The organism is Aeromonas sp. TW 6, from assembly GCF_013168745.1.
Classification (GTDB): domain Bacteria; phylum Pseudomonadota; class Gammaproteobacteria; order Enterobacterales; family Aeromonadaceae; genus Aeromonas; species Aeromonas caviae.
The window spans coordinates 13,815-28,035 of record NZ_JABERS010000014.1; the positions used below are offsets into that span (position 1 = coordinate 13,815).

Below are 14,221 nucleotides of genomic sequence, written 5' to 3' on the forward strand. Positions count from 1 at the left end.
CCGATTGTGCGCCTCTTGCCTCCCCCGTGCAAGCTGTCAGGCGGGGTGATAGATAACCCGCACCAGGCCGCTTGGCAGCACGGCGCTCGACACCGGTCTCAACCCTGCGGGGAGAGGCCCGGTAAAGAGCGGGATCCCGCCCCCCAGGGTGACCGGCACCCAGAACAGGGTCAGCTCGTCCACCAGGGCCCCCTGCAGACCCTGCCTCACCAGCTCCCCGCCATCCAGATAGAGGTGACGGCTTCCCCCCTGCCACAACTCGTCCAGCACCTGCGCCAGCGCCCCCTGCCGGAAGGAGACCCGAGGACGGGGGTCGGCGGGCCTGTGGGTCAGTACCACCAGCGGCTTGTCACCGTAGGGCCACTCGGGAAAGGCGCTCACGATATCGTAGGTGTTGCGCCCCATCAGCAGGGTGTCCGCGCTCGCCATCAGGGCGCTGTAGCCGGTCTCCTCCGGCCCGTCGCCACCATAGGGGGCCAGCCATGCCAGATCGCCCCCCTCCCCGGCGATGAAACCGTCGAGGGAGAGGGCGAGAAAGGCGGAGACCCGGGGCCGGCGCAGCTCAGTGCTCATGGTCGTGGTGCTCGTGGCGGGAAGGGGCGCCGGACTCCAGGGTCTCGAGGATGGCGCAGTGCTCCGCCGAGCGCGGGCCGCCGCAGCAGATGTCGGAGAGGGCCTTCAGGTTCTCGCGAAAACGGGTCAGCTCCAGGAGCTTCTGCTCCACCTGTTCGAGCTTGGTGTCGGCCACCGCCTTCACCTCCTGGCAGGTGACCTTGGCCTTGTTGGTGTCCAGGGCAAGCAGCTCGCCGATGTCCGCGAGGGAGAAGCCCACCGACTTGGCGCGGATGATGAACTCCAGCCGCCGCCTGTCCTGCTCCCCGTAGAGGCGATAACCGGATTCGTTGCGAATGCCCGGCGAGATGAGGCCGTTCTTCTCGTAAAAGCGCAGGGTGTCGGCCTTCACCCCGCACGCCTTGGCCAGTTCACCGATCCGATACATGGTCCTCTCCCCCCGCATGACATTCCCGACATGGTACTCAATATAAACCGGCCTCCACTATCACCTCTTTGCCCGGCGATTGCCAGTCAAAGGCAGGAAAGCAGCAGCTAACCCCCCACTTGCCGGCCATTTATCCCCAAAACACTGAAAAGACAAACGTTTCACAAAAATTCACCAGAAAACGTTTAACGCCGCATCCCACAAGGGTTTTCCTCTTTAAAAAATCCACCACAGGTCACATTTTTTGTGTAGAATACGCGCCCACAAGAGAGCGTCGCGTCAAGCGGGCATTTCCTAAAACGCTTTTGCCAACGGCCGCCCCGGGCGAGAGTGGTTTGCGAAATCCCCCACTTCCATTTATTTGGGGACTCTCTGTGTGTTGAGCCTCGCCTCCCATGGAACGGTCCCCGTTATGCTGAGGACGATAGTGTGATGGAACAAGCTCGACCCATTCGCCGTGCACTGCTGAGTGTGTCTGACAAGACTGGCATCCTGGAATTTGCCAAGGCACTCGACGCGCGTGGTGTGGCCCTGCTCTCCACCGGTGGTACCGCCAAGCTGCTGGCCGATGCGGGCCTGCCGGTGACCGAGGTGTCCGACTACACCGGATTCCCCGAGATGATGGACGGCCGGGTCAAGACCCTGCATCCCAAGGTACACGGCGGCATTCTCGGCCGTCGCGACCGGGATGACGCCATCATGGCCGAGCACGCTATCTCCCCCATCGACATGGTCGTCGTCAACCTCTATCCCTTCGCCGCCACCGTGGCCAAAGCCGGTTGCACCCTGGAAGACGCCGTCGAGAACATCGACATCGGCGGCCCGACCATGGTCCGCTCCGCTGCCAAGAACCACAAGGACGTCACCATCGTCGTCAAGGCCTCCGACTATGACCGCGTCATCGCCGAGATGGATGGCAACGGCAACAGCCTGACCCTCTCCACCCGCTTCGATCTGGCCATCGCCGCCTTCGAGCACACCGCCGCCTACGACGGCATGATCGCCAACTACTTCGGCACCCTGGTGCCCTCCTACGGCGAAAACAAGGAAGGCGACGAAGAGTCCCGCTTCCCCCGCACCTTCAACAACCAGTTCATCAAGAAGCAGGACATGCGCTACGGCGAGAACAGCCACCAGGCTGCCGCCTTCTACGCCGAAGAGCAGGCCGCGCCGGGCTCGGTGGCAAGCGCCATCCAGCTGCAGGGCAAGGCCCTCTCCTACAACAACATCGCCGACACCGACGCGGCGCTGGAGTGCGTGAAGGAGTTCAGCGAACCGGCCTGCGTCATCGTCAAGCATGCCAACCCCTGCGGCGTCGCCATCGGTGACGACCTGCTGGCAGCCTACGATCGCGCCTACCAGACCGACCCCACCTCGGCCTTTGGCGGCATCATCGCCTTCAACCGCGAACTGGACGGCGAGACCGCCGCGGCCATCGTCGCCCGCCAGTTCGTGGAAGTGATCATCGCCCCCAGCATCAGCCAGGCAGCCCGCGAGGCGGTCGCCGCCAAGCAGAACGTGCGCCTGCTGGAGTGCGGCCAGTGGACTGCCCCGGCGCAAGGCTTTGACTTCAAGCGCGTCAACGGCGGCCTGCTGGTGCAGGAGCGCGATCTGGGCATGGTGACGCTCGGGGATTTGAAGGTGGTCAGCCAGCGTCAGCCCACCGAGGCCGAGCTGCAGGATCTGCTGTTCTGCTGGAAGGTCGCCAAGTTCGTCAAATCCAACGCCATCGTCTACGCCAAGAACGGCCAGACCATCGGCGTCGGCGCCGGCCAGATGAGCCGCGTCTACTCTGCCAAGATCGCCGGCATCAAGGCCGAGGATGAAGGGCTGACCGTGGCGGGCTCCGTCATGGCCTCCGACGCCTTCTTCCCGTTCCGCGACGGCATCGATGCCGCCGCTGCCGCGGGCATCTCCTGCGTCATCCAGCCAGGTGGCTCGATGCGCGACCAGGAGGTGATCGACGCCGCCAACGAACACGGCATGTGCATGGTGTTCACCAACATGCGTCATTTCCGTCACTGACAGCCCAGGGCCGCCGATGGCGGCCCTGCCTCTTTAGCACCGGATCCTTTCCACTGGCAGTGCCACCGCAGCGCCAGTGAACTCAGACAGAAGCGAGCGAGACGATGAAAGTACTGATCATTGGCAACGGCGGCCGTGAACACGCCCTGGCCTGGAAGGCCAAACACTCCCCCCTGGTGACCCAGGTCTTCGTGGCACCGGGCAATGCGGGCACCCAGCTTGAGCCGGGCATCGAGAACGTCGCCATCCAGGCCACCGACATCGAGGGCCTGCTGGCCTTCGCCAAGGCGAACCAGATCGGCCTCACCATCGTCGGACCGGAAGCCCCCCTGGTGAAAGGGGTGGTCGATGCCTTCCGCGCCGCCGATCAGACCATCTTCGGCCCGACCGCCGCCGCTGCCCAGCTGGAAGGCTCCAAGGCCTTCACCAAGGACTTCCTGGCCCGCCACGCCATTCCCACCGCCGATTACCAGAACTTCACCGAGGTGGAGCCAGCGCTGGCCTATCTGCGCGAGAAGGGCGCCCCCATCGTCATCAAGGCCGACGGTCTGGCCGCCGGCAAAGGGGTGATCGTCGCCATGACCCTCGACGAGGCGGAAGCGGCGGTGCGTGACATGCTCTCCGGCAATGCCTTCGGCGATGCCGGCGCCCGGGTGGTGATCGAGGAGTTCCTGGACGGGGAAGAGGCGAGCTTCATCGTCATGGTGGACGGCGAGCACGTGCTGCCCATGGCCACCAGCCAGGATCACAAGCGCGCCTTCGACGGCGACACCGGCCCCAACACCGGCGGCATGGGGGCTTACTCCCCGGCCCCCGTGGTGACCGACGAAGTGCACCAGCGCGTGATGGAGCGGGTGATCATGCCGACCGTGCGCGGCATGGCGGCCGAGGGCAACGTCTACACCGGCTTCCTCTACGCCGGCCTGATGATCGATGCCGAGGGCAACCCCAAGGTGATCGAGTTCAACTGCCGCTTCGGCGACCCCGAAACCCAGCCCATCATGCTGCGGATGCAGTCCGATCTGGTGGATCTCTGCCTCGCCGCCTGCGCCGGCCAGCTGGATCAGAAGGAAGCCGTCTATGACCCCCGTGCCGCCATCGGCGTGGTGCTGGCGGCGGGTGGCTATCCCGGCGACTACACCAGCAACCACCCCATCAGCGGTCTGCCGGTGGACGAAGTGGCAGGGGAGAAGGTGTTCCATGCAGGCACCCGCCTGGAAGGACACACCAGCCTGACCCAGGGTGGCCGCGTGCTGTGCGCCACCGCCCTCGGCCACACGGTGCAGGAAGCCCAGCAGCGGGCCTATGCCCTGGCTGGCCGCATCCAGTGGGACGGCATCTTCTATCGCAAGGACATCGGCTGGCGTGCCATCGAGCGCGAGCAGGCCGAATAAGGGCCGGATCCCGATCACTCAAAGGGCCTGCGGGCCCTTTTTTTGTTGCACAGCGTCTGTACGGGCAGTGAAATCGTCCATGGATGATGACTTTCAAAAACAAAAACACCTGAAAAACTCACCTGACTTTAAAAAACCGATGTGTGATAAATAATGGCAGCATGATTCACTGCCTGCGAGCCCCTTCCCGGACCAGATGCGCGCCCTTGTATCCCTGCCGGAGGCGAGATCCGGTGGCCGTTCTCTTTCGGCTACATTCCCACAGCAATCCCCTGCACAATTCGTCACAATTGGTCGCACTTTCTTCATACAATGATCGCCCTTTCATGGCATCATGATGCGTGAAACCGCACTCAAATGAGTGCTATAACAACCTGCAATCTCGTCGTCTCATAAGGAAATCCCATGCTGAAAACTGTGCGCCCCCTGCTGCTGCCCCTGATGTTCGGCCTGATGGCCCTGCCTGCCATGGCCGGCGATCTGGAGCAGCCGATGAAGAAGATCGGCTTCAACTACAAGCAGGCCGTCAAGGCCGACGACGCGGCCACCATGGAGAAATACATCAAGGAGATGAAGGCCCAGCTGGACGTCGCCAAGGGCAAGAACATGCCCGCCGCCAAGAAGGAGAAGTTCCTGGAAGGCATGACCGAAGTGCAGACCGAGCTGGATGCCAGCCTGGCAGCCCTCAAGGCCGGTGACGAGGCCAAGGCGCGCGAGCACCTGGCCAAGGTCAACGACCTGAAGAAGGAGTACCACAACTATGCCAAGCAGAAAGGCTGATCCCTTCCACTGGGATGCTCTGGTGCGCCTCACCCACTGGGGTGTGGCGGCCATCTGTATCGGCAACCTCTGGCTCAACGAGGCGGGCGAGGAGTGGCACGAGCGGATGGGATACGCCGTCATGGTGCTCATCGGCATACGCCTGCTATGGGGGCTCACCTTCGCTCGCGGCCACGCCCGCCTGCGCGCCCTCATCCCGAGCCGGGAGGATTTTCGCCATCAGGCCGACGCCCTGCGCGAACGGACCCCGCCCACCCCTGGCCATCACGGCAGCGGCAAGCTGGCGGTCTGGGCACTCTGGCTGCTGGTACTCGCCACCGCAGGGACCGGCTGGTTCCAGAACACCGAGACCGGCTTCGATCTGGGGGCGGACGACTGGCACGAGTGGTGCACCTGGGCACTCCAGGGCATGATCGCCCTGCACCTGTGCGCCATCGCCTACACCTCCTGGCGCCAGCGCAGCAACCTGGTCACCCGCATGCTGCCAGGGCGTCGTGCCCGGGCCAGTGCCGGGCAGCAGGAACCCAACGTCTGAACGTTCACGGGGCCCTGCGGGGCCCCTGTTCATCCCCTTCGCTACCCGCTTGACGGGATCTCGCACCGATCTGCTCCCCTCTGCATCCTCCTGCTGCCACCGAATGGCATGAAAGCATTTTCATTCACATTTCTTAATTAATTCAGCTTGTTCGATTTTCAACCACATCGATTTCATGAATGCTACGGAGCTGAACGAGGTTGTTTGTTGTCCGTTCGACTACACGACAGTGATACGTCAATAACAAGATCGAAGGGAAAATCGTCATGCACAACACACTGTTTCGAACCGCCCTGCTGGCGACGGCACTCGGCTCTTTCAGCCACACTGCCAGCGCCGAAGGAGTCATGGTTCACCTGTTCCAATGGAAGTTCAACGACATCGCCAACGAGTGCGAGACCGTGCTCGGGCCCAAGGGGTTCGGTGGCGTCCAGATCACCCCACCGGCCGAGCACAAGCAGGGCAGCCAGGTCTGGTGGACCGTCTATCAACCGGTCAGCTTCAAGAATTTCAACAGCTTCGGCGGTAGCGAGGCAGAGCTCAGGAGCATGATCGCCCGCTGCAACGCGGCCGGGGTCAAGGTCTATGCCGACGCCGTCTTCAACCAGCTGGCATCGGGTTCGGGCACCGCCACCGGCGGCGGCAGCTACAACTCGGGGCAGTTCCAATATCCCCAGTTCGGCTACAACGACTTCCACCACAGCGGCGACATCACCAACCCGGTGACAGCAACAACGTCTGGAACGGCGCCCTCTACGGCATGCCGGACCTCAATACCGGCTCATCCTACGTCCAGGATCAGATCGCCACCTACATGAAGACCCTGCTCGGCTGGGGCGTGGCGGGCTTTCGCATCGATGCGGCCAAGCACATGGCGCCGGCCGATGTGAAGGCCATCCTCGACAAGGCAGGCAGCCCCAGGGCCTACCTGGAGGTGATCGGCGCAGGCGGGGAGTCTCCCGACATCCAGCCGGGCCGCTACACCTACATCGACACCGTCACCGACTTCAAATACGGCACCGATCTCGCCGCCAACTTCAACGGCCAGATCAAGAACCTCAAGACCCTGGGCGAGAGCTGGGGCCTGCTCCCCTCCAACAAGGCCTTCGTCTTCGTGGTCAACCACGACCGCGAACGCGGCCACGGCGGTGGCGGCATGCTCACCTTCATGAGCGGTGCACGCTACGATCTGGCCAACACCTTCATGATGGCCTGGCCCTATGGCTGGAAGCAGGTGATGTCCGGCTATCGCTTCGAAAACATGGGCACCTATGAAACCGACAAGGGGGCGCCGGGCAGCACGCCCTGCACGGACAGCCAGTGGAACTGCGAACAGCGCCGACCGACCATCATGAACATGGCCCTGTTCCACAACCGGACCGAAAGCCAGCCCGTCAGCAACTGGTGGGACAACGGCAACAACCAGATCGCCTTCAGCCGCGGTGACAAGGGCTTCGTCGCCATCAACAACGAGAGCGGCAGCCTGGTGGCCTCGGTGCAGACCAGCCTGCCGGCCGGCGAGTACTGCAACCTCCTGGGGGGCAATGACTACTGCAGCGGCGGTTATGTCACCGTCGACGGCAGCGGCAAGGCCAGCCTGAACGTCCCCGGCATGAAGGCGGCCGCCATCATCGCCGGTTGCACCAAGGCCAGCCCCTGCGGCGGTTCCGTCCTGCCGGGCAACAAGTTCAGCAGCATGAATCTGCGCGGTACCCACAACGCCTGGGGCAACACCCCCATGACCGTCGATGCCAACCGTGTCTGGTCCGCCACCCTCACCCTGACCGGCAACGGTGACGCCACCGGTGCCCAGCGCTTCAAGTTCGACGTCTTCGGCAACTGGGCCGAGAACTACGGCGACAACGAAGGGGATGGCATCGCCGACAAGGGCAGCAGCAAGGATATCCTGGTCAGCGGGGCGGGCACCTACCGCATCACCCTGAGCGAGAGCGATCTGCGCTACACGGTCACCCCCCTCACCAGCAACCAGGCACCGGTCGCCGCCCTCTCTCCCAAAACCCTCAGCGTCAAGGCGGGCGAGAGCGTGGTGTTCGACGCCTCCGCTTCCAGCGATGACGGCGGCGCGGTGAGCTACAGCTGGTCCAGCGGGGGCACCGCCGCCACGGAGACAGTCCGGTTCGATACCCCGGGTACCCATACCGTGACGGTCACCGTGACCGATGCGGAAGGGTTGACCGCCAGTGCCAGCGCCACCGTGACCGTCACCGACGACAACGGCACCTACGCCAGCGTACTGCCCACCCTGAACTTCCGCGGCACCCCCAATGCCTGGGGATCCCTTGCCATGACGCTGATCGCCGACAATCAGTGGGAAGCCCTTGTCACCTTCGACGGTCAGACCAACCAGCGCTTCAAGTTCGACGTCAAGGGGGACTGGACCCAGAACTACGGCGACACCAACAAGGACGGCGTGGCCGAACTGACCGGCAGTGACATCCTCACCCCGGTCATCGGCCAGTACCGGGTACGTTTCAACGATCAGACCCTGCAATACAGCCTGACTCCGGTGAGCGTCACCTATGCCAAGAATGTCGCCAGCCTCAACATTCGCGGCACAACCAACAACTGGGGCACCACCCCCATGTCCCTGGTCGGGGATCACCTCTGGCAGGCCAGCGTCACCTTCACCGGCAGCGGTGATGGGAACGGTGGCCAGCGCTTCAAGTTCGACGTCAAGGGGGACTGGACCCAGAACTACGGCGACACCAACAAGGATGGCGTGGCCGAGCTGGCCGGGGCAGACATCACCACGGCAGTGGTCGGTGCCTATGTGGTGCGCTTCAACGACCAGACCCTGGCCTACAGCCTGAGCGCCCAGTAAGGCTGGACACACGCCAGGGCGATTGCGCCCCGGCGCCGAGCCAGGCCTCCCGCCATCGGCGGGAGGCCTTTTTCATGGCTCCATGACCCGTTCCCCGCCAGCCTGTCGGCAGGCATACTGATCCTTCATCCCCATGCAGGAGCACATATGAAACAGTTGAACACCCTCAAGGCCGAGGGACGGATCGAGGAAGCCCGTCAGCACGGTCTGCTGCAACTCATCGCGCACCCGGCCCACGCCGAGCTGCATTACGAAGTGGCCGGACTGCACGACATGCTGGGGCGAGAGGCCGAGGCCATTCCGCTCTATCAGAAGGCCGTGTCGCTGGGGCTTGGCGAGGCGTCGCTGCGCGGGGCCCTGCTTGGACTTGGCAGCTCCTATCGCACCACGGGCCGTCATGCCGAGGCGCTGGCCACCTTTGACGAGGCCTTGGCCCGCTTCCCCGATGCCGTGGAGTTCAAGGTGTTTCGTGCCATGACCTGCTACAACCTGGGGCGCAGCAAGGAGGGGATGGAGACGCTGCTGGGGATCCTCGCGACCACCACCACGGATCCCGCCCTGCTTCCCTACCGGCGCGCCATGGCACTCTATGCCGAGGATCTGGACAGACACTGGTAAGCGCCAGAAACGACAAAGCCGCTCAAAAGAGCGGCTTTGTCTGAAAATGGTGGCCCCTGGGGGACTTGAACCCACGACCAATCGATTATGAGTCGACTGCTCTGACCAACTGAGCTAAGGGGCCATTGATGCTGGTTAGCGGCGTGGATTATAGGGGATGGCGGATACCCCGTCCATAGTCAGATCAACCACTTGGCGAGATTTAATCCATATTCAAGCGGTTCCATGACCCCTCTTCACGCCCATGCCAGCACGGATAAAACAAAGCCCCGCATGGCGGGGCTTTTTGTTGCAATGTCAGGCTGACAGAACCCGGGACTACTCGTCCAGGAAGCTGCGCAGCACTTCCGAGCGGCTCGGATGGCGCAGTTTGCGCAGGGCCTTGGCTTCGATCTGACGGATACGCTCACGGGTGACGTCGAACTGCTTGCCCACTTCCTCGAGGGTGTGGTCGGTGTTCATGTCGATACCGAAGCGCATGCGCAGTACCTTGGCTTCCCGTGCGGTCAGCCCGGCCAGCACTTCGCGGGTCGCGTTGCGCAGGCTCTCGCTGGTGGCCGCATCCGCTGGCAGAGCCAGGGTGGTATCTTCGATGAAGTCGCCCAAGTGGGAGTCTTCATCATCACCGATGGGCGTCTCCATGGAGATGGGCTCCTTGGCGATTTTCAGTACCTTGCGGATCTTGTCTTCCGGCATGCCCATGCGCATGGCCAGCTCTTCCGGGTTCGGTTCACGACCCATCTCCTGCAGCATCTGGCGGGAGATACGGTTGAGCTTGTTGATGGTCTCGATCATGTGCACCGGGATACGGATGGTACGGGCCTGATCCGCGATGGAGCGGGTAATGGCCTGACGAATCCACCAGGTGGCATAGGTCGAGAACTTGTAGCCGCGACGATATTCGAACTTGTCGACCGCCTTCATCAGACCGATGTTGCCCTCCTGGATCAGATCCAGGAACTGCAGACCGCGGTTGGTATACTTCTTGGCGATGGAGATAACCAGACGCAAGTTGGCCTCAACCATCTCTTTCTTCGCACGGCGGGCTTTGGCCTCACCAATGCTCATGCGGCGGTTGATGTCCTTGATCTGGGCGATGGACAGACCGGTCTCTTCTTCGATCTGCTGCAGCTTGCCGATGGAACGCAGTACTTCTTCGTCCATCTCGAGCAGGCGGGGAGACCACGCCTTGCCGGCCTGCTTCTGGTATTCGAACCAGGCAGTTTCGCACTCGTTGTTGGTGAAGGCCGCGACGAAGGTTTTCTTCGGCATCTTGGCCTGCTCAACGCAGAGCTTCATGATGATGCGTTCCTGCACTCGGACACGCTCCATCATCTCCCGCATGTTGTTGACCAGGCGATCGAACTGCTTGGGCATCAGGCGGAATTGACGGAAGACATCGGCCAGCTGGGCGATGGCATTCTGGGTGTCGTCGTGGGCACGGCCATTCTGCTGAATGGAGAGACGAGTCACCTCGTACTGGGCACGCAGTTCGCCGAATTTCTCGCGAGCGACTTCCGGATCCGGGCCACCGTCGCCATCATCGTCGGAGTTGTCACCGTCTTCGTCTTCGTCTTCGTCCTCATCTTCGTCTTCGTCGGCGAGGTCGTCCTCGCTGAGCTCGGAGCCGATATGAGTGGCGGTCGGTGCCACGTCATCCACTTCGTTCGGATCGATGAAGCCGGAGATGATGTCGGACAGGCGAAGCTGCTCGGCTTCGTACTTGTCGTACTGTTCGAGCAGATAGGTGATGGCTTCAGGGTACTCGGCGACGGAGCTTTGTACCTGGTTGATACCGTCTTCAATCCGCTTGGCGATGTCGATCTCGCCTTCGCGGGTCAGCAGTTCGACGGTACCCATTTCCCGCATGTACATGCGGACGGGATCGGTCGTGCGACCAATCTCAGATTCAACAGATGCCAGAGCCTGGGCCGCTGCTTCGGCAGCGTCCTCATCGGCGGTACCACCTTCAGCCATGATAAGGTCATCGGCATCCGGAGCGTTTTCAACCACTTGAATGCCCATATCGTTGATCATCTGGATGATGTCTTCGATCTGGTCTGAATCGACAATGTCTTGCGGGAGGTGATCGTTCACCTCGGCATAGGTCAGGTAGCCCTGTTCTTTACCTTTGGCAACGAGGAGTTTAAGCTGAGACTGCGGGGTTTGCTCCATAGAACTCATCCGGTTGGTGTTGCTAGGTTGCGCGTACAGTGCGCTGCTGCGCAAATAGCCAATTCTAATAGAAAACCGCCAGACATGCTATGTCTGGTTGCGGCGTCGGTCATGAGAAACCCCTGCCCGCAGTGTTGTCGGGGCCAGGTGGTTATAAAGTGTTTGCTTTCAATCCCGTCGATTCGGGCAACGCTATTCATATTGGGACTGCTCACTCAAATATCAAGCCCCACTCTCATTTCTTTTCTCAATCTGCACCTCTCTGATCAGCATCATCAGCTCCTGAGTTTCCTCAGAGCTTAGCCCTTCCTGCGCCACCTTGGCCTGCAATTCTTCGATCCGTTGCTTCAGGAAAAGGTTGATGAAACCGACAAAGGTATCCTGCAATTCTCCCAGAATATCGGGCTCCTGGTCGAGCTTTACCTCTTCAAACAGGTCATGCATCGCCAGTTGGGCAAGTATTTCTCCCTCTTTTGTGCCGCGCCAATGCTCCAGCAGGATACCCGTTGTCACTCCCGGCTGGATCAGGATCTGCTGGTGCAGTTGCAGCAGGAAAGGGATCCCCTGCAGGCGCAGCCCGGCCAACTCGGGCATGGCCGGCAGCTCGGCGGTGATCGCCGGATACTGCACCATCAGGGCCAGAGCCCTGCGGATCGGCGTCAGTTTGGTCGCCTTGGGTTTGTTGACTTCCACCTTGGGCTGGCTGCTGCGGGCAAACAGCTCGGCAATCCGCTGCTTGTTTTCTCCCCAACGCATCATGCTGGAAAGTCGGGTAATCAACCCCTCGCGAGTGAAACCTTCCGGTACCCGACGAATCAGCTCGGCGGCCTTGTTGGCCACTTCAAACTTGCCTGCCTCACCGGAAAGAGCCGCATCGCGCCCGAGGCGTTCGAACATGAAATCCGCAAACGACTGGGCCTTGTCGAGTAACGCTTCGAACCCCTCCTTGCCGATCTGGCGTACCAGCGAGTCGGGATCCTCGCCATCCGGCAAAAAGACGAACTTGAGTTCACGGCCGTCCTGCAGGTGGGAGAGCGCGTTATCCAGCGCCCGCCAGGCCGCTTCCCGACCGGCGTTGTCGCCGTCGTAGCAACAGACAACCTCTGCCGTGGTACGGAACAGGGTGTGGATGTGATCGCTGGTGGTCGCAGTCCCCAGTGCCGCCACCGCATAGTCGATGTCGTACTGGCCGAGCGCCACCACATCCATGTAGCCTTCCACCACAAGGATCCGGCGCGGATCCTTGTGTGCCTGCTTGACCTCATAAAGGCCGAACAGCTCTCGCCCCTTGTGGAAGATGGGGGTTTCGGGGGAGTTCAAGTACTTGGGCGTGCCATCTCCCAGCACTCGACCACCGAAGCCGATGACCCGGCCGCGTTTGTCCCGGATCGGAAACATGATGCGATCGCGGAAACGATCGTAGCTGCCCGGGCCGCTGTCACGGGGTATCAGCATACCGCCCGAAATCAGCAGTTGTTCGTGATCCCGACTGGCGCCAAAGCGGCGACGCACCTGATCCCAGTCACCAGGGGCATAACCGATGTTGAAGCGCTTGACCACCTCGCCAGTCAGGCCCCGGCCTTTCAGATACTCCACCGCCTGAGGCGCGTTCTTGAGATTGCTCTCGTAGAAGCGCGCAATCTGGTTCATCAGCTCGAACAGATCCTTGCTGACGGCTGGTTGGCTATGGCTTGATCCACCCGCCGTTTGCTCACGGGGGACCTGCATGCCGTGCAGGCTTGCCAGCTCTTCGATGGCATCGGGGAATTCCAGGCCGTCGTACTCCATGACAAAGCCGATGGCATTGCCGTGGGCACCACAACCGAAACAGTGATAGAACTGCTTCTCCTGGCTGACGGTAAAGGAGGGGCTTTTTTCGTTATGAAAAGGGCAGCAAGCCTGGTAGTTCTTACCAGCTTTCTTCAACCGCACACGGGAGTCGATCAACTCGACTATGTCTGTGCGTACGAGCAGATCATCGATAAAGGATTGCGGGATCCTGCCAGCCATAACCGTCCTGTTTCATTGCATAGGAAATAAAAAAGCCGCGCATTCCAATGGGAAGCACGGCTTCTTCGACCAAACAAGAGAGTTGCCTGTTACGCCAAGCGGGTTTTCACCTGAGCACTGACGGCGCCGACATCGGCACGCCCCTGAATTTTTGGCTTCAAGACAGCCATGACTTTACCCATGTCAGCCATGACGGCAGCACCACTTTCAGTGATGGCTTGCTCGATCAGGGCGGCAATTTCGTCTGCGGTCAGCTGTTGTGGCAGGAACTCCTGCAGCACAACGATCTCGGCGGACTCTTTGTCGGCGAGATCCTGGCGACCGGCAGCTTCAAACTGGCTGATGGAATCGCGACGCTGTTTGACCATTTTGGTCACGACGGCGAGGATCTCTTCATCATTGAGCTCGACACGGGTATCGACTTCACGCTGCTTGATTTCTGCCATCAACAAGCGGATAGCACCCAACCGAGGCTTGTCTTTGGCAAGCATGGCGAGCTTTTGCTGATCCTTGAGTTGATCCTTCAGAGACACGGCATGATCCCTTGATTAGTACAGGCGGATACGACGTGCGTTTTCGCGGGACAGCTTCTTGGCGTGACGCTTGACAGCGGACGCTTTGGCGCGCTTGCGAATGGTAGTCGGCTTCTCGTAGAACTCACGGCTACGAACTTCGGACAGGATACCGGCCTTTTCGCAAGAACGCTTGAAGCGACGCAGAGCAACGTCAAACGGCTCATTTTCACGGACTTTGATTACTGGCATGTGCCTTTCACCTCAGTGATAAATTGTTAGCTGACCTTCAATCGATCAGCATGTCTTAAAATGGTGCGAAATTATACT

Annotated in this window: 11 protein-coding genes, 1 tRNA gene and 1 pseudogene; 6 read left to right on the forward strand and 7 right to left on the reverse strand. The window is 61.2% G+C overall.

Features of this window, described 5'->3' with window-relative positions; translation table 11 throughout:
- Positions 1-36: 36 nt before the first annotated feature.
- Together HKD46_RS08945 and zntR are read right to left on the reverse strand one after the other, a co-directional pair.
- Positions 37-573: a dihydrofolate reductase family protein gene (locus HKD46_RS08945; protein ID WP_010675608.1), complete on the reverse strand. Its 537-nt coding sequence runs from the start codon at positions 571-573 to the stop codon at positions 37-39.
- Positions 563-1,000: a Zn(2+)-responsive transcriptional regulator gene (gene zntR, locus HKD46_RS08950; protein WP_041211075.1), complete on the reverse strand. Its 438-nt coding sequence runs from the start codon at positions 998-1,000 to the stop codon at positions 563-565. Before zntR ends, HKD46_RS08945 begins: the two co-directional genes overlap by 11 nt.
- A 432-nt stretch (positions 1,001-1,432) precedes the next feature.
- Here zntR and purH point away from each other — a divergent pair, with 432 nt between their 5' ends.
- The 6 genes and pseudogenes from purH (at position 1,433) to HKD46_RS08980 (ending at position 9,194) form a co-directional block, all read left to right on the forward strand.
- Positions 1,433-3,025 carry a bifunctional phosphoribosylaminoimidazolecarboxamide formyltransferase/IMP cyclohydrolase gene (gene purH, locus HKD46_RS08955; protein WP_103243702.1) on the forward strand — a complete coding sequence of 531 codons (1,593 nt, stop codon included), beginning with the start codon at positions 1,433-1,435 and terminating at the stop codon, positions 3,023-3,025.
- Positions 3,026-3,129: 104 nt separating this feature from the next.
- On the forward strand, positions 3,130-4,419 hold the full coding sequence (gene purD, locus HKD46_RS08960) for a phosphoribosylamine--glycine ligase (RefSeq protein WP_041211074.1): 1,290 nt from the start codon (positions 3,130-3,132) through the stop codon (positions 4,417-4,419).
- A gap of 405 nt (positions 4,420-4,824) precedes the next feature.
- Positions 4,825-5,199: a cytochrome b562 gene (locus HKD46_RS08965; RefSeq protein WP_045521970.1), complete on the forward strand. Its 375-nt coding sequence runs from the start codon at positions 4,825-4,827 to the stop codon at positions 5,197-5,199.
- Positions 5,180-5,734 carry a cytochrome b/b6 domain-containing protein gene (locus HKD46_RS08970; protein ID WP_103243703.1) on the forward strand — a complete coding sequence of 185 codons (555 nt, stop codon included), beginning with the start codon at positions 5,180-5,182 and terminating at the stop codon, positions 5,732-5,734. Before HKD46_RS08965 ends, HKD46_RS08970 begins: the two co-directional genes overlap by 20 nt.
- 266 nt (positions 5,735-6,000) lie before the next feature.
- A pseudogene (locus tag HKD46_RS08975) lies at positions 6,001-8,576 on the forward strand (alpha amylase C-terminal domain-containing protein).
- Between the two features lie 147 nt (positions 8,577-8,723).
- Entirely contained in the window at positions 8,724-9,194 is a 471-nt protein-coding gene (locus tag HKD46_RS08980) for a tetratricopeptide repeat protein (RefSeq protein WP_171865308.1), read from the forward strand.
- 47 nt (positions 9,195-9,241) lie between these two features.
- On the opposite strand, the gene HKD46_RS08985 is transcribed toward HKD46_RS08980, so the two are convergent.
- From HKD46_RS08985 to rpsU, 5 genes are all read right to left on the reverse strand, one after another.
- A tRNA-Ile gene (locus HKD46_RS08985) sits at positions 9,242-9,318 on the reverse strand.
- A 194-nt stretch (positions 9,319-9,512) separates the two neighbouring features.
- Positions 9,513-11,408, reverse strand: coding sequence for an RNA polymerase sigma factor RpoD (rpoD, locus tag HKD46_RS08990; RefSeq protein WP_263639565.1), 1,896 nt, complete (start codon positions 11,406-11,408; stop codon positions 9,513-9,515).
- Between the two features lie 183 nt (positions 11,409-11,591).
- A complete protein-coding gene (gene dnaG, locus HKD46_RS08995) occupies positions 11,592-13,379 on the reverse strand; it encodes a DNA primase (RefSeq protein WP_171865310.1) in 1,788 nt (595 codons plus the stop codon).
- An 89-nt stretch (positions 13,380-13,468) separates the two neighbouring features.
- A complete protein-coding gene (locus tag HKD46_RS09000) occupies positions 13,469-13,912 on the reverse strand; it encodes a GatB/YqeY domain-containing protein (RefSeq protein WP_010675618.1) in 444 nt (147 codons plus the stop codon).
- Between the two features lie 15 nt (positions 13,913-13,927).
- Positions 13,928-14,143: a 30S ribosomal protein S21 gene (rpsU, locus tag HKD46_RS09005; RefSeq protein WP_005309452.1), complete on the reverse strand. Its 216-nt coding sequence runs from the start codon at positions 14,141-14,143 to the stop codon at positions 13,928-13,930.
- Positions 14,144-14,221 lie beyond the last annotated feature (78 nt).